The organism is Paraburkholderia sp. GAS199 (genome assembly GCF_050436585.1).
Taxonomy (GTDB): Bacteria; Pseudomonadota; Gammaproteobacteria; order Burkholderiales; family Burkholderiaceae; genus Paraburkholderia.
The window spans coordinates 420,004-436,249 of sequence record NZ_JBNDMM010000004.1 but is presented as its reverse complement, the minus strand read 5'-3'; the positions used below and the strand labels follow the sequence as shown (position 1 = coordinate 436,249).

The following is a 16,246-nucleotide window of genomic DNA, read 5'->3' as shown; positions in this document are numbered from 1 at the left end:
AAGGCAGCGCGACGCCGGTTCCGTCGAACACAGGTCATGGCCACGCGTCGTGACCGGCGATCGACGAAACCGCCCGCTGCCCGCCCGCCTTCCTCCACCGACGCCACGCAACCGCGTGGCGTTTTCACCCGCTGATTCGTCATCCACGAACCGGCATTCAAGAGAGACCGTCATGAGCCTACTCGACACCATCGGATCCCTGATCGGCAAATCGCCCGAAGGCGGTGGCCAGCAAGCCCTGGTCAGCGCGGCACTGGAATTCGTCAACAATCAGCCGGGCGGCCTGAACGGTCTGATCGACCGCTTCAAGGAGAAAGGCCTCGGCGACGTCGTGACCTCGTGGGTCAGCAACGGCGAGAATCAACCGATCGCGCCGGACGCGCTGCACAGCGTACTCGGCTCCGATACCGTCACGAATCTCGCCGCCAAGGCCGGCGTGCAGCCCGACCAGGTCACGGGTCTGCTCTCGCAAATCCTGCCGCACGTCGTCAACGCAGCCACGCCGGAAGGCGAAGTTCCAGCGGAAGGCAAGCTGAACTCGACTACCGTCCTCGGCGCGCTCGGCGGCCTGTCGGCGCTGTTCGGCAAGGGCAACGCTTAAGTCCCATTTAGTTCACGCACATACCTGCGCTCCGCACCATCGCGCGGGCGAAAAAAAACGGCAACGAAGTCGCCTTCGTTGCCGTTTTTGTTTGACGGTTTTGCGTGTTACCGCAAAACCCGCGCGCCGATCAATGCACGACGCGTTCGAACACCAGCTTGCCGTCTTCCACTTCGACCGGAATCACGTCCTTCGGACCAAACTTGCCGGCCAGAATCAGCTTCGCGACCGGATTTTCGATCTCCTGCTGGATGGCACGCTTCAACGGCCGCGCGCCGAACAGCGGATCGTAGCCGACCTTGCCGACGTGCTCCAGCGCTTCGTCCGAGACGACCAGTTGCATGTCGAGCTTGGCCAGACGTTCGTGCAGACGCTGCAGTTGAATCCGCGCAATCGACTGGATGTTCGAGCGATCGAGTGCATGGAACACCACCACGTCGTCGATCCGGTTCAGGAATTCAGGCCGGAAGTGCAGCTTCACTTCTTCCCACACTGCGTCCTTCACCGCTTCCTGCGGCTCGCCCACCATCGACTGGATCACCTGCGAACCGAGGTTCGACGTCATCACGATCACCGTGTTCTTGAAGTCCACGGTGCGGCCCTGGCCATCGGTCATGCGACCGTCGTCCAGCACCTGCAGCAGCACGTTGAACACGTCCGGGTGAGCCTTCTCGATTTCGTCGAGCAGGATCACGCTGTACGGCTTGCGACGCACGGCTTCAGTCAGATAGCCGCCTTCCTCGTAACCCACGTAGCCCGGCGGCGCGCCGATCAGACGTGCGACGCTGTGCTTCTCCATGAATTCGCTCATGTCGATACGGATGAGGTGATCTTCCGAATCGAACAGGAACGAGGCCAATGCCTTGCACAACTCCGTCTTGCCCACGCCGGTCGGTCCGAGGAACAGGAACGAACCATAAGGACGATTCGGATCGGACAGACCCGCGCGCGAACGGCGGATCGCGTCAGCCACGGCGCTGATCGCTTCGTCCTGCCCGACCACGCGGTCGTGCAGCTTCTCTTCGATCTGCAGCAGCTTTTCGCGCTCGCCCTGCATCATGCGCGACACCGGAATGCCGGTGGAACGCGACACGACTTCCGCGATTTCCTCGGCGCCCACCTGCGTACGCAACAGACGCGGACGGGTCGGATTGTTCTGCTCCTGAGCCTCCGCCTGCGTCACTTCCTTCAACTGCGCTTCCAGACCCGGCAGCTTGCCGTACTGCAACTCGGCTACTTTTTCGAGCTTGCCTTCGCGCTGCAGACGCGTAATTTCAGCACGCGTTTTCTCGATCTCTTCCTTCAATTGCGCGCTGCCCTGCACCGCTGCTTTTTCGGCGGTCCAGATTTCTTCGAGGTCCGAATATTCGCGGTTCAGCCGCTCGATTTCTTCCTCGATCAGTTGCAGGCGTTTTTGCGACGCTTCGTCCTTTTCCTTCTTGACGGCTTCACGCTCGATCTTCAACTGGATCAGACGGCGATCCAGCCGGTCCATCTCTTCGGGCTTCGAATCGATTTCCATCTTGATCTTCGAAGCGGCTTCGTCGATCAGGTCGATGGCCTTGTCCGGCAGGAAACGGTCCGTGATGTAGCGATGCGACAGTTCGGCCGCGGCGACGATGGCCGGGTCGGTGATATCGACGCCGTGATGCAGTTCGTACTTCTCCTGCAAGCCACGCAGAATCGCGATGGTCGCTTCCACCGTCGGTTCGTCGACCAGCACTTTCTGGAAGCGGCGCTCGAGCGCGGCGTCCTTTTCGATGTACTTGCGGTATTCGTCCAGCGTGGTCGCGCCGACGCAATGCAACTCGCCGCGCGAAAGCGCCGGCTTGAGCATGTTGCCCGCGTCCATCGCGCCTTCAGCCTTGCCCGCACCCACCATCGTGTGAATTTCGTCGATGAAGACGATGGTCTGGCCTTCGTCCTTAGCGATGTCGCTCAGCACGGCTTTCAGGCGTTCTTCGAATTCGCCGCGGTACTTGGCGCCCGCCAGCAAGGCCGCCATGTCGAGCGACAGCACGCGCTTGCCCTTGAGCGTTTCCGGCACTTCGCCGTTGACGATGCGCTGCGCCAGACCTTCGACGATGGCGGTCTTACCCACGCCCGGCTCGCCGATCAGCACCGGATTGTTCTTGGTGCGGCGTTGCAGGATCTGGATGGAACGACGGATTTCGTCGTCGCGACCGATCACCGGGTCGAGCTTGCCGGCCCGCGCGCGCTCGGTCAGATCCACGGTGTATTTCTTCAGTGCTTCGCGCTGACTTTCGGCGTCCTGACTATGCACCTGCGAGCCGCCGCGCACCGCCGCGATCGCGCTTTCGAGCGACTTGCGCGACAGGCCGTGCTGGCGCGCAATGCGGCCGGCCTCGCCTTTGTCGTCCGCGACGGAGAGCAGGAACATCTCGCTCGCGATGAAGGTGTCGTTGAGTTTTTGCGCTTCCTTGTCGGCCTGATTCAGCAAACCGGTGAGTTCGCGGCCGATCTGCACGTTGCCGTCCGTGCCTTGCACCTGCGGCAGGCGCGTGATGGCGTCGTTCAGCGCGGTTTGCAAGGCCTGCACGTGCACGCCGGCACGCGAGAGCAGCGAGCGAGCCGAACCATCCTGCTGGGCGACGAGCGCGGACAGGACGTGAACGGGTTCGATGTATTGATTGTCATGACCGACGGCAAGACTCTGCGCATCGGCCAGTGCTTCCTGGAACTTAGTGGTAAGTTTGTCGATTCTCATCAAGAGACCTCCAATTTCAATTACCACCAAAATGAGGCGTTTTACGCAGGTTTCAAGCGCTTTTTTGCATTGGACAACAACTATTTGACATTTGATGCGTCGGAACTTGCGCGGGCTTCCGCGCCGCCCTGTTCAGGTTGCCGGTGCCGGGCTTTCGCTGACCGGCGCCGCGACAGGAATCACCGGAATGATCGTGCTCAGCCCGAGCAGCGCCGCCAGCGGGCCGCTCGGCGTGGCCATTTCGCCGATGGTGTGCCGGTCGAGTTCCGATAAGAATGCATGACGCGCCGCCTCCAGCGCATTGCGCAAACGGCATTGCGGCGTGATCACGCAGGCGCGGCGCTCGCCGTGCTGGTCGGGAAAGCAGGCAACGAGCGCAAAATCGCTTTCGGTCGCGCGCACGATCTGCCCGACGGTCAGCGAACTGGTCTGCTCGGCAAGGCGCAGGCCGCCATTGCGCCCACGCACCGTCTCGACCCAGCCGAGTTCGCCCAGTTGCTGGACGACTTTCATCAGATGGTTCTTGGAGATGCCGTACGCATCCGAGATATCCTGGATTGTCGACAAGCCCTCGCCGCGCACGGCAAGATACAACAAGACGCGCAGTGAGTAATCCGTGTAATCGGTCAGTCTCATAAGTCCACGTATCGCGTTAAGCGCAAGCCGCGATCCGGGATAACCGCGTCGATGCAAGGGTTGCCGGAGACCGCCGCTTCGCCATAAGATGCAGGCGCCGCGCATTATTTATTATTCTGCGCCAACGGGCCGGGATTGGTTTTCTAAATGTGATGGTAGCGCTTCCTGTCAGGATCATTCATACGATAAGCGGGGCATATACCGTCTACTTCGCCCGGATTCAACGCTTTTTGCATGAGTTCGCGAAGGAATAAACCGAGCCCGCGGCTATGCTCATTGAATTAAAGCATTTTCTGGAATCCGCATGAAGCCGTCTTTTCCACCTGCCCCGGCCAGCGAACGCGCCGCCGAACCCACCGAAGCGAATATCCGCGAGCTGGTCTACGGCTTCTACGACCGCGTCCGCGCCGACCCCTTGCTGGGCCCCGTCTTCGACGCGAGTCTGGCGGGTCGCTGGGACGATCATCTGCCGAAGATGTGCACCTTCTGGGCGAGCCTCGTGCTCGGCGCGAAGCAGTACCGCGGCAATGTGCAGCAGGCGCACCAGCCGCTCGAAGGCATTGAGCCGCAGCATTTCAGCCGCTGGCTCTATCTGTTCCTGGATACCGTGGAGTCGCGCTACGTGCCGGCGGCGGCAGTCCGCTTCATGGAACCGGCGCTGCGGATCGCGCAGAGTTTGCAATTGAGCCGATTTGGCTGGGATTACCGGATTCCCGACGAGCAACAGGCGTTGCTCGAGCGCGTGGCGCCCCGTCGTCCGCGCGATGAAGGTGCGAACGACGAGCCTGCGCCCGGTGCTACGGCCGCTGGCCGGCGGCCTGCCGAACCGTTCCCTACGCGCATCATCGGCAAGTCACGGGACGAGTGACGATCACCCGCACTTCGACCGTGCGCCCGGCCGCTCATTCAGCCGGCCGATTGCCCGACTCGATGCCCCAGCGGGCCAGCGCGGCGTCGTCGGTGACGCGCGCGTCCACCCAGCGCTCGCCCTGCTCGGTCTTTTCCTTCTTCCAGAACGGCGCTTCGCTCTTCAGATAGTCCATCACGAATTCGCACGAAGCGAAGGCTTCGCCGCGATGCGACGCCGTGGTCGCGACCAGCACAATCTGGTCGAGCGGATAGAGCTTGCCGACCCGATGCACGATCAGCACCTCGACACCCGGCCAGCGCTCGCGCGCACTCACGACGATCGCTTCCAGCGATTTCTCCGTCATGCCCGGATAGTGTTCGAGCTCCATCGTCTCGACTGTGCTGCCCTCGTTCAGGTCGCGCACGGTGCCGACGAAGCACGCCACCGCGCCGACTTTCGGATTGCGCGCCCGCAGGGCGGCCACCTCGGTCGTGAGATCGAAATCTTCGGTTTGAACACGAACGGGCATGGGTCTTTCCTTCGAAGGGACAATGGCAACGCAGAACAACGCCGACAGCCGGTTGTCGTTGATCGACAACCGACGTCAGCCGCCGGTGACGGGCGGGAAGAATGCGACTTCGCAGCCGTCGGTGATGCGCGTGCCGGCGTCCGTCATGACGTGATTGCACGCCATGCGCAAGGCGCGGCCCTCGGCGAGCGTGTCGGCCCAGATGCCGCCGCGCACGCGCAACCAGGCGCGCACGTCGCCCACGGTGGCAATGCCGTCGGGCAGGTCGACGGTTTCGTCGGTGGTGTCGAGCGCTTCGCGCACGCTCGCAAAATATCGCAGCTGGATTTTCATCGGGACGTCGTGGGCCGCGCGGCCTCAGTTCAGCAATTCGGAAAAAGGAATGAAGCGCACGGTCTCGCCGGCGCTGATCGCGTGATTTGGCGGATTGTCGATCAACCCATCGCCCCAGACGGTCGAAGTCAGGACCGCGGAACTCTGGTTCGCAAACAGATCGAGACCGCCCGCCTCGTTGACACGCGCGCGCAGGAACTCGTTGCGGCGGTCGCCCTTGCGCTGCGTGAAATCGGCGCGCAGGGACAGCGCGCGCGGCGCCACGTTTTGCACACCGGCCAGACTCAGAATGAACGGCCGGACGAACAGAAGGAAGGTGGCGAAACTGGACACCGGATTGCCGGGCAAACCGATAAAAAACGTTTCCTGCGACGCGTCGGCTCCGCCGCCCGACACGTTTTGCTGTGCGCGCCGCACCGCGCCGAAGGCGAGCGGCTTGCCCGGCTTCATCGCGATCTGCCACATCGCCAGACGCCCTTCCGCCTCGACTGCCGGCTTCACGTGATCTTCCTCGCCGACCGACACGCCGCCGCACGTCAGAATCAGGTCGTGCGCTTGTGCGGCTTCGCGCAAGGTCGCGCGGGTCGCGTCGAGTTTATCGATCACGATGCCGTAGTCCGTGACGTCGCAGCCTAGCTTTTCGAGCAAGCCACGCAAGGTGAAACGGTTCGAGTTATAGATCGCGCCCGGTCTGAGCGGCTCGCCAGGCATGGTGAGTTCGTCGCCGGTGAAAAAGACCGCCACCTTGACGCGCCGCCGCACCTGCAACTGCGCGCAGCCCACCGACGCCGCCAGCCCCAGCGCCTGCGGCGTCAGGCGCGTGCCGGCCGGCAGGATTACCGAGCCCTGGCGGATGTCCGCGCCCTGCGCCGTGATCCATTCGCCCGGCTGAGGCTGGTGGAGAATTTTCACGGCGTCGCCCGCCGCCTCGGCCTGCTCCTGCATCACGACAGCGTCGGCGCCGGGCGGCACGGTGGCGCCCGTGAAGATGCGCGCCGCCGTGCCCGCCGCCAGCGGCTGCGGCGCGTGGCCGGCAGGAATGCGTTGCGAGACCGGCAACTGGGCATCGCCCGCGCCAGTCGGATTCGCGAGGTCGGCGACGCGGACCGCGTAGCCGTCCATCGAGCTCGTGTTCATCGGCGGGACGTCGAGCGGCGACGTCACGTCGGCCGTCAACACGCGATTCAACGCATCCAGCGTGGAGATCGTTTCCGTGCCCGCAATCGGGCGCGCGGCGCTGAGCAGCGTCGCGAGGGCTTCGGCGGTGGAGAGCATCGGCGCACGTGGCGTGGGTGTGGACATCGCTGGTTCGAGCCGCTGGTTAAAAGAATATTGTAGCGGTCGAGGGGCATGGCCTGGGCAGCGGCGCGTTATGGAGGAGTTTTATGCTTTGAGCGCGGCGGGTGCTGCCGGTTTTTGCGTCTGCGCTTACGGTTCGCGTTGCGCAGACGCTTGGAACCGGTGGAAACCTGTCGCAACGTGTAGCGTCCGGAACAAACGTGAACGGCGCGCCGGCCTCAGGCTGCGCGCCGCCATACGGTCGAGGACCCGCCTCTCGCCGGTCCTCTCCGGTTATTGCTGCATCAGGCGCCCACTTTGGCGACGATGAAGTCCTTCACGCGTTGCGCGTCCGCCGGCAGCACGTCGAAACGCTGCGGCAGCGACTCCAGCCCCGAAAACGCGGCCGGACGTTCCGGTTCGCGCAGCAAGGCTTCGCGAATCGTTTCGCCGAATTTGATCGGCTGCGCGGTTTCCAGCACGATCATCGGGATGCCCGCTTGCAGATGCTCGCGCGCCACCTTCAGGCCGTCGGCCGTGTGGGTGTCGATCATCGTGTCGTAGCGCTCGAACACGTCGCGGATCGCGTCCACGCGGTCTTCATGGCTGCTGCGGCCGGACACGAAACCGAATTCCTGCACGCGCGCAAAATCGCCGCTCGCGGCCAGATCGAAACCGCCTTTTTCCTCGACGTCGCGGAACAGTTGCAGCACACGCGCCGGGTCACGATCCAGCAGATCGAACACGAAACGCTCGAAGTTCGACGCCTTCGAAATGTCCATGCTCGGGCTAGTGGTGTGATACGTCTCGGCCGCCTTGCGCACGCGATAGATGCCGGTGCGGAAGAATTCGTCCAGCACGTCGTTTTCATTCGTGGCAACCACCAGCTTCTCGATCGGCAAGCCCATCATGCGCGCGATATGACCCGCGCACACATTGCCGAAATTGCCCGACGGCACAGTGAACGATACGCGTTCGTCGTTCGACTTCGTGGCGGCGAAATAGCCCTTGAAGTAATACACGACCTGCGCAACCACACGCGCCCAGTTGATCGAATTGACCGTGCCGATCTTGTGCTTCGCCTTGAAAGCGTGATCGTTCGAGACGGCCTTGACGATGTCCTGCGCGTCGTCGAACACGCCTTCTACCGCGATGTTGAAGATGTTCGGGTCTTGCAGGCTGTACATCTGCGCGGTCTGGAACGCGCTCATTTTCTTGTGCGGCGACAGCATGAAGACACTGATGCCCTTCTTGCCGCGCATGGCGTATTCGGCCGCACTGCCGGTGTCGCCCGACGTCGCGCCCAGAATGTTGAGCGTCTCGCCGTGCTTGGCGAGCGTGTACTCGAACAGATTGCCGATCAGCTGCATCGCCATATCCTTGAAGGCGAGCGTCGGACCGTTCGACAGTTCCAGCAGCGACAGCGGCGCGCCGTTTTCGACGCCCAGCGTTTTCAGCGGCGTGATCTGCTCGGCGCTTTCTTCGTCGCGCACATTGCAATACGTCTGCGCCGTGTAGGTTTTGCGCGTGAGCGCGCGCAGGTCTTCGGCGGGAATGTCGTCGCTGAATTTCGACAGGATTTCGAACGCCAGATCGGCGTACGGCAGCGTGCGCCAGCGCGTCAGTTCGTCGGCGCTGATGCGCGGATACTCGGCCGGCAGATACAGCCCGCCGTCTTTGGCGAGACCGCCGAGCAGGATGTCGGAAAACGTGTGGCGCTCGCCGGCTCCGGCGCCGCGCGTGGAGAGGTAGTTCATAGTTCGGCCTAGTTCAGCGCTTCCATGCGCAGCTTGGTAACTTGCGAGACAACGGTCTTCAGCGCCTCGATCGTCTGGATCGCCGCATTGACGTTCTTTTCGACCGTCTCGTGCGTGATCAGGATGATGTCCGTCTCGCCCTTGCCGTTCGCGTCGACCTGCTCGGATTCCTTCTGCAACAGCGCGTCGATCGAGATGCCGGTGTCGGCGAGGATGCGCGTGATATCGGCCAGCACGCCGGTCACATCGGCCACACGCAGACGCAGGTAGTAACCGCTCGTCACTTCGTCGATCGGCAGAATCGGCGTGCTCGACAGGCTATCCGGCTGGAACGCCAGATGCGGCACGCGATGCTCCGGATCGGCCGTGTGCAGACGCGTCACGTCGACCAGATCCGCAACCACCGCCGACGCCGTCGGCTCGGCGCCCGCGCCCTTGCCGTAGTACAGCGTGGTGCCCACCGCGTCGCCATGCACGACCACCGCGTTCATCGCGCCTTCCACGTTGGCAAGCAGCCGCTTCTCGGGAATCAGCGTGGGGTGCACGCGCAATTCGATGCCTTTATCCGAGCGGCGCGCGATGCCCAGCAGCTTGATCCGGTAGCCGAGTTCTTCCGCGTAACGGATGTCGATGGCGGCCAGCTTGCTGATGCCTTCGACGTAGGCCTTGTCGAACTGCACCGGCACGCCGAACGCGATCGCGCTCATGATGGTTGCCTTGTGCGCGGCGTCGACGCCTTCGATGTCGAAGGTCGGATCGGCTTCGGCATAGCCCAGTTCCTGCGCCGCCTTCAGCGCGGTCGCGAAATCGAGGCCGCGATCGCGCATTTCCGAGAGGATGTAATTCGTCGTGCCGTTGATGATGCCGGCAATGTACTGGATGCGGTTGGCCGTCAGACCTTCGCGCAACGCCTTGATGATCGGGATGCCGCCCGCCACCGCCGCCTCGAACGACACCATCACGCCGTTGGCGCGCGCCGCTTCGAAAATCTCCGTGCCGTGCACCGCGAGCAGCGCCTTGTTGGCCGTGACCACGTGCTTGCGATTGTTGATCGCGCGCAGCACGAGGTCGCGCGCGATGCCGGTGCCGCCGATCATTTCCGCGACGATGTCGATCGACGGATCGTCGACCACGGCGTTGAAGTCGTCGGTGAGCGCGACGCTGGTGGCGGCGCTGCCGAGCGCCGCTGTGGCTTTGGCGGGGTTACGCACGGCGATGCGCGCAATCTCGATACCGCGACCGGCGCGGCGTTTGATTTCTTCCTGATTGCGGCGCAGTACCGTGAAGGTGCCGCTGCCTACCGTGCCGAAGCCCAGCAGTCCAACTTTGATCGGTTCCATGCAGCGTGTGTTTTCGAGTAGATGATTAAAAGAAACAGGTGGCGAGCGCGACGCACGGCGCCCGAAGCGGCGCCGCATGCCTCATTGTGCGCTATGCCGTGTGACGTTTGCGGTAACCGTCGAGGAAGCGCGCGATCCGGTTGATCGAATCGGCGAGATCGTCGACGTTCGGCAGGAACACCACGCGGAAGTGGTCCGGCGTTTTCCAGTTGAAACCCGTGCCCTGCACGAGCAGCACGCGCTCTTCGAGCAGCAGGTCGAGAATGAACTGCTGGTCGTCCTTGATCGGGTAAATCTTCGGGTCGAGGCGCGGGAACATGTACAGCGCCGCCTCGGGCTTCACGCAGCTTACGCCGGGAATGGCGGTCAGCATGTCGTAGGCGAGTTCGCGCTGCTTGTAGAGACGCCCGCTCGGCACGATCAGGTCGTTGATGCTCTGGTAGCCGCCGAGCGCCGTCTGGATGGCGTACTGGCCCGGCACGTTCGGGCACAGGCGCATCGAGGCGAGAATGCCGAGCCCTTCGAAATAGTCTTTGGCGGTGCGGCGGTTTTCGCCGGTCAGGCCCGAGATGAACATCCACCCCGCGCGATAACCGCACGAACGGTAGCTCTTCGAGAGACTGTTGAACGTGACGGTGAGCACGTCTTCGGACAGCGCGGCCATCGACGTGTGCACCTTGCCGTCGTAGACGATCTTGTCGTAGACCTCGTCGGCGAAAATGATCAGGCCGTGCTGGCGCGCGATCTCGATCAGGCCGAGCAGCAGTTCGTCCGAATACAGCGCGCCCGTGGGATTGTTCGGGTTGATGACGACGAGCGCACGCGTGTTCGGCGTGATCTTCGCGCGGATGTCGTCGAGATCGGGCATCCAGCTGTTCGATTCGTCGCAGATGTAATGCACCGGCGTGCCGCCCGAAAGGCTCACGCCGGCAGTCCACAGCGGGTAGTCGGGCGCGGGCAGGAGCACTTCGTCGCCGTCGTTCAGCAAGCCCTGCATGGCCATCACGATCAGCTCGGAGGCGCCGTTGCCGATGTAGATGTCGTCCAGCTCGACGCCGTGCACGCCCTTCTGCTGGGTGTAATGCATGATCGCCTTGCGCGCGGCGAACACGCCCTTCGAGTCCGAGTAGCCGGACGAACCCGGCAGATTCAGGATCATGTCCTGAATGATCTCGTCCGGCGCGTCGAAACCGAACGGCGCCAGGTTGCCGATATTCAGCTTGATGATGCGGTGGCCTTCTTCTTCGAGCCGCTTGGCGTGTTCGAGGACGGGCCCGCGGATGTCGTAGCAGACATTCAACAACTTGTTGGATTTGAGAATGGGTTTCACGGCGGGCACTTCATCCTGGTTGGTAGGCTTGGGCGAACAAGCTGGGCGGCCATCACGCCGGGCCGGGCCAGTTCGCCGTTACGGAGAATTCGGGCGTGCGCGGCCGCCAGATAACATGGCTGCCAGACGCGGATAGAGCCGCCTTCGTCTGCCGCTTCGCGTGACTGCCGGCGGATTGCGCCGGATAGACCCGAGAACGGACGAAACTGGACGAAGCCCGCGAAAAGCGGGAAAACGCGGTCGGAACCAGGGCAGGTAGCCGGTGGGCCGCGCCGGTCGCCTCGGCGCGGCTTGTGGCGGCGCATGAAGCGAGGGGCGCCGCAAGGCGGCTAAAAAGTTATAATTTAGCGGATTTTGGCCGACTTCCGCAATGCACCAACACCATCGGCAGGCTTTTTGGCCGCTTCTGTCGCTCGCGTGCCCGGTTTGCGTGCCGCGCGGCGTTGGTTCAATGCTCGCTTCACGCTCGCGGCATGTTCATCACGCGATCCGCACGCGTCCTGCGCATCGCGCTGAGCAACTGCCATTGTCGCAGGTCAGGCCGTCAACCCGCATGATGTCTCACGACGACTTCGGACAATCAATTTGAAATTACATCAGGATTCCAGCGGCGCCCTGAACACCGTCACCGGCTACGGCGCCGACTACGTCGAGATCAATCTGGTCCGCCATACGGGCAGCATCCTCGTGATGCCCGAGACGCCGGTCGTCCCCTGGCCGGTTTCGTCTTTCGAAGACCTCAGCGCCGAGCACTTTGCCATGCTGATCGACGCCGCGCCCGAAGTGGTGGTGTTCGGAAGCGGCGAACGGCTGCGCTTTCCGCATCCCCGTCTCACCGCCGCGCTGGCCGCCAAACGGATCGGCGTCGAAACCATGGACTTCAAGGCGGCCTGCCGCACCTACAACATTCTGATGGCCGAAGGCCGCAAAGTCGCGGCCGCCCTGCTGATCGAGGCATAGCGGGCAGCGTCGCCGCGCGGCTTGCGCCGGTCTGGCCGGCAGCGCGAACGGCGCGCCGCCGGGGCCGCGTACGTGCCCGACCGGCGCGACGAGACCGTAGCACCGGATGCCGCACGCTCGCCGCGTCACGAACGATCACGTACACTGCGCGCCATCGGCGCATCGCCCGCGCCCGGATGCAAGCCCGCGTCACCGTCGCGCGCTCGCGTCCGGGCGCCGCACTGCCGCAATGCGGGCGGCGCAAGCCGCCGTCCGCCCTGCCACACAACCCCGCCGCGCCGGCCATCCGGCGTCGCCCAACAGGCTGACATTCATGAACGATACGCCGACCCGGCTACCGCTCAACCGCACCACGATCCTGCTGCTGGTGTTGACCCTTGCCGTGATCTGGTTCGTGCCGCTCGGCTGGCGCCATCTGCTGCCGAGCGACGAAGGCCGCTACGCCGAAATGGCGCGCGAGATGTTCGTCACCGGCGACTGGATCACGCCGCGCTACAACGGCTACAAATACTTCGAGAAGCCGCCGCTGCAGACCTGGGCCAACGCGCTCACGTTCGCGTGGTTCGGCGTCGGCGAATGGCAGGCGCGGCTCTATACCGCGCTCACGGGCTTCGCGGGCGTGCTGCTGATCGGCTTCACGGGCGCGCGCGTGTTCAACGCGGCCACCGGCGTGTTCGCGGCCATCGTGCTGGCCACGTCGCCCTACTGGAACCTGATGGGGCACTTCAACACGCTCGACATGGGCCTGTCGTTCTGGATGGAACTCACCCTGTGCGCCTTGCTGCTCGCCCAGCGCCCCAACCTGCCGACCGGCAGCGTGCGCGTCTGGATGTGGGTGTGCTGGGGCTCGATGGCGCTGGCGGTGCTCTCCAAAGGGCTGGTCGGCCTGATCCTGCCGGGCGCGGTGCTGGTGCTGTACACGTTCCTCGCGCGTGACTGGGCGCTCTGGAAGCGTCTGCATCTGATCGGCGGTCTGATCATCTTCTTCGTGATCGTCACGCCGTGGTTCGTGCTGGTGCAGCAACGCAATCCGGAATTCCTGAACTTCTTCTTCATCGTCCAGCAGTTCAAGCGCTATCTGACGCCGGAACAGAACCGCCCGGGGCCGTTCTATTACTTCGTGCCGGTCTTGCTGGTCGGCTTTCTGCCGTGGCTCTCCGTCACCGTCCAGAGCGTGCGGCATGCGTGGCGCCTGCCGCGTCAGCCGAACGGCTTCGCGCCGGTCACGCTGATGCTGGTCTGGAGCGTCTTCATCTTCCTGTTTTTCAGCGCCTCGCATTCGAAGCTGCTCTCCTACACGCTGCCGATCGCGCCGCCCATCGCACTGCTGATCGGCATGTATCTGCCGCTCGTGTCGCGCGACCAGTTGCGCCGCCATCTGGCCGGCTATGCGCTGTTCTTCGTGGCGGCGGCGTTTGCGGCGCTGTTTCTGTCGCGACTGGGCAACGCCCGCAATCCGACCGAGCTGTATATCGAATACCGCGTCTGGGTACTGGCGGCGCTCGGCGTGGCCTTCGTGCTGACGCTCGCCGCCCTGCGGCTGAACCGCCGCAGCCGCGCCGGCATTCTCGGCGCGATCGCGACCTTCGGCGCAGGCTGGCTGCTGCTCGGCACCATTGCCGGCACGGGCCACGACGTATTCGGGCAGCTCAGCTCCGGCGCCCCGCTCGCTCCCGCCATCAAGGCCGAGCTGGCGAAGGAACCGGCCGATACGCCGTTCTATTCGGTCGGCGTGCTCGATCACACACTGCCGTTCTACGTCGACCACACCATGATCATGGTCGAACATCCGGACGAACTGGCCTTCGGCGTGTCGGTCGAGCCGCAGAAGTGGGTGCCGACCGTCGACGCATGGGTGGAACGCTGGAAGGCCGAGCGTTACGCGCTCGCGCTGTTGCCACCGCCCACCTACGACCGGCTGCTCAAGGAAGGCCTGCCGATGCAGGTGGTCGCGCGCGATTCCCGCCGGGTCGTGGTGATGAAGCCGGCCGCCGCGGCTGGCGGATCGGAAGCGTCGGAAGCGTCGGGAACGTCCGCCGCGGCCGCGCCGCAGTCTGCGAGCGCCGCGCCCATGGAAAAACCCCAACAATGACCCCATCTCAGGATCTGACCGTTCGATGAACCCGATTTCCCTCTTTTGCATTCTCGCGGGCGTGACGTTGAACGCCGGCGCGCAGTTGTTGCTCAAAGCCGGAACGAATGCCGTTGGACACTTCGAATTCACCCGTGCGAACATCCTGCCCATCGCCTTTCGCCTCGCGACGCAGCCGCCTATCATCGGCGGGCTCGCCTGTTATGTGATCAGCGTGGCGGTGTGGGTGGTCGGGCTGTCGCGGGTCGACGTGTCGATCGCCTATCCGATGCTGTCGCTCGGCTATGTCGTCAACGCAATCGCGGCGTGGTATCTGTTCGGCGAAGTGATGTCGGTGCAGAAGCTGGTCGGCATCGGCATCATCCTGATCGGCGTGGTCGTACTGGCGCGCAGCTAGGCGCACAAAGCCCCGGCGGGTTCCGCCGGACACGAATTGTTGCAGTTTTGCCGGCACTGACTGCGGCTCGCCACAACGGCCCCGGCGCAAGACACGGTAAGCCGGCCGGCGCGGCGAGCTAAGCCAGAGGTAAGGAAGCCCGCGGTATGCTCCGCGGTTGCGCCTTTTTTGCCGCACCTTGGGTTTGCGCGTATTTTGTGCTTTACTTCGCGCCCCGCGGGTTGCGCCCCATTCAAACGAGCCAAGCATTCATGAGCCAGTCAACCGTCCCGTCCTTGCCTTTCCTGCCGTTCGTCAAGCCGGAAATCGATGAAGAAACGATTCAGGGCGTGGCCGACGTGCTGCGTTCCGGCTGGATCACCACCGGTCCGCAAAACCAGAAATTCGAGGCGGCGCTGTCGGAGTTCTGCGGCGGCCGTCCGGTGCGCACCTTCAACTCCGGCACGGCGACGCTCGAAATCGGACTGCGTATCGCCGGCGTCGGTGCGGGCGACGAAGTCATCACCACCCCCGCCTCGTGGGTGTCGACCAGCAACGTGATCTACGAAGTCGGCGCGACGCCGGTGTTCGCCGACATCGACCCGGTCACGCGCAACATCGACCTCGACCTGCTCGAAAAAGCCATCACGCCGCGCACCAAGGCGATCATCCCGGTGTACCTGTCCGGCCTGCCGGTCGACATGGACCGCCTGTACGCCATCGCGCGCGCCCACAAGCTGCGCGTGATCGAAGACGCCGCGCAGGCGTTCGGCTCGACCTGGAAAGGCGAGCGTATCGGCAAGCTCGGCGACATCGTGTCGTTCAGCTTCCACGCGAACAAGAATCTCACGTCCGTGGAAGGCGGCGCCCTCGTGCTCAACAACGAGGAAGAAGCGGTCCTCGCCCAGAAATACCGCCTGCAAGGCATCACCCGCACGGGTTTCGACGGCATGGACTGCGACGTGCTCGGCGGCAAGTACAACCTGACCGACGTCGCCGCCCGCGTCGGCCTCGGCCAGCTGCCGCATCTGGAGCGCTTCGTCGCTCAGCGCAGAAAGCTCGTGCGCGCGTATTTCGCGGGTCTGGAAGGCGGCGCGGCCGTGAAGCTGGGCGTCGGCCTGCCGTTTGCTGACACGGAAAACAGCAACTGGCATATGTTTCAGATCACGCTGCCGCTCGACAGGCTCTCGATCGACCGCGCCGGCTTCATGGGTCAGCTGAAAGAGCGCGGCATCGGTTCGGGCGTGCACTATCCGGCGATCCATCTGTTCTCGCTGTACCGTGCACGCGGCTTCAAGGAAGGCATGTTCCCGCACGCGGAGCGCTTCGGCGCCACCACCGTCACGCTGCCGCTCTTCACGCTGATGAACGAAGGCGACGTGCAACGGGTCTGCCAGGCGGTCAATGAAATTTGCGAACAATACGGAAAATAAGCG

14 protein-coding genes are annotated in these 16,246 nt (G+C 63.7%); 6 read left to right on the top strand and 8 right to left on the bottom strand.

Annotation, left to right across the window (positions count from 1 at the left end; genetic code table 11):
* Positions 1-172: 172 nt before the first annotated feature.
* On the top strand, positions 173-601 hold the full coding sequence (locus tag P3T18_RS18880) for a YidB family protein (protein WP_429301470.1): 429 nt from the start codon (positions 173-175) through the stop codon (positions 599-601).
* 130 nt (positions 602-731) lie between these two features.
* Here the strand turns inward: P3T18_RS18880 and clpB are convergent, their stop codons facing one another.
* Together clpB and P3T18_RS18870 are read right to left on the bottom strand one after the other, a co-directional pair.
* A complete protein-coding gene (gene clpB, locus P3T18_RS18875) occupies positions 732-3,329 on the bottom strand; it encodes an ATP-dependent chaperone ClpB (RefSeq protein ID WP_429301469.1) in 2,598 nt (865 codons plus the stop codon).
* 132 nt (positions 3,330-3,461) lie between these two features.
* Positions 3,462-3,965: an Rrf2 family transcriptional regulator gene (locus P3T18_RS18870; protein ID WP_429301468.1), complete on the bottom strand. Its 504-nt coding sequence runs from the start codon at positions 3,963-3,965 to the stop codon at positions 3,462-3,464.
* A gap of 304 nt (positions 3,966-4,269) precedes the next feature.
* Here P3T18_RS18870 and P3T18_RS18865 point away from each other — a divergent pair, with 304 nt between their 5' ends.
* Positions 4,270-4,833: a group III truncated hemoglobin gene (locus P3T18_RS18865; RefSeq protein WP_429301467.1), complete on the top strand. Its 564-nt coding sequence runs from the start codon at positions 4,270-4,272 to the stop codon at positions 4,831-4,833.
* 34 nt (positions 4,834-4,867) lie between these two features.
* Here P3T18_RS18865 and P3T18_RS18860 read toward each other — a convergent pair whose 3' ends face one another.
* The 6 genes from P3T18_RS18860 to P3T18_RS18835 form a co-directional block, all read right to left on the bottom strand.
* Entirely contained in the window at positions 4,868-5,344 is a 477-nt protein-coding gene (locus P3T18_RS18860) for a molybdenum cofactor biosynthesis protein MoaE (RefSeq protein ID WP_429301466.1), read from the bottom strand.
* Positions 5,345-5,419: 75 nt separating this feature from the next.
* Complete coding sequence (gene moaD, locus P3T18_RS18855) at positions 5,420-5,677, bottom strand: molybdopterin converting factor subunit 1 (RefSeq protein ID WP_429301465.1); 258 nt, start codon at positions 5,675-5,677, stop codon at positions 5,420-5,422.
* A 24-nt stretch (positions 5,678-5,701) separates the two neighbouring features.
* Complete coding sequence (locus tag P3T18_RS18850) at positions 5,702-6,952, bottom strand: molybdopterin molybdotransferase MoeA (RefSeq protein WP_429301597.1); 1,251 nt, start codon at positions 6,950-6,952, stop codon at positions 5,702-5,704.
* A gap of 308 nt (positions 6,953-7,260) precedes the next feature.
* On the bottom strand, positions 7,261-8,712 hold the full coding sequence (gene thrC / locus P3T18_RS18845; RefSeq protein WP_429301464.1) for a threonine synthase: 1,452 nt from the start codon (positions 8,710-8,712) through the stop codon (positions 7,261-7,263).
* 8 nt (positions 8,713-8,720) lie between these two features.
* Positions 8,721-10,052, bottom strand: a complete 1,332-nt coding sequence (locus P3T18_RS18840) for a homoserine dehydrogenase (RefSeq protein WP_429301463.1) — start codon at positions 10,050-10,052, stop codon at positions 8,721-8,723.
* Between the two features lie 91 nt (positions 10,053-10,143).
* On the bottom strand, positions 10,144-11,391 hold the full coding sequence (locus P3T18_RS18835; RefSeq protein WP_429301462.1) for a pyridoxal phosphate-dependent aminotransferase: 1,248 nt from the start codon (positions 11,389-11,391) through the stop codon (positions 10,144-10,146).
* A 576-nt stretch (positions 11,392-11,967) separates the two neighbouring features.
* On the opposite strand from P3T18_RS18835, the gene P3T18_RS18830 reads away from it, so the two are divergent.
* The 4 genes from P3T18_RS18830 to P3T18_RS18815 all read left to right on the top strand — a co-directional run bounded on the left by P3T18_RS18830 (position 11,968) and on the right by P3T18_RS18815 (position 16,243).
* Positions 11,968-12,342, top strand: coding sequence for an Mth938-like domain-containing protein (locus tag P3T18_RS18830; protein WP_429301461.1), 375 nt, complete (start codon positions 11,968-11,970; stop codon positions 12,340-12,342).
* A gap of 313 nt (positions 12,343-12,655) precedes the next feature.
* A complete protein-coding gene (locus P3T18_RS18825; protein ID WP_429301460.1) occupies positions 12,656-14,434 on the top strand; it encodes a glycosyltransferase family 39 protein in 1,779 nt (592 codons plus the stop codon).
* A 25-nt stretch (positions 14,435-14,459) separates the two neighbouring features.
* Entirely contained in the window at positions 14,460-14,831 is a 372-nt protein-coding gene (locus P3T18_RS18820) for an SMR family transporter (RefSeq protein WP_429301459.1), read from the top strand.
* Between the two features lie 251 nt (positions 14,832-15,082).
* Positions 15,083-16,243, top strand: coding sequence for a DegT/DnrJ/EryC1/StrS family aminotransferase (locus tag P3T18_RS18815; RefSeq protein ID WP_429301458.1), 1,161 nt, complete (start codon positions 15,083-15,085; stop codon positions 16,241-16,243).
* Positions 16,244-16,246 lie beyond the last annotated feature (3 nt).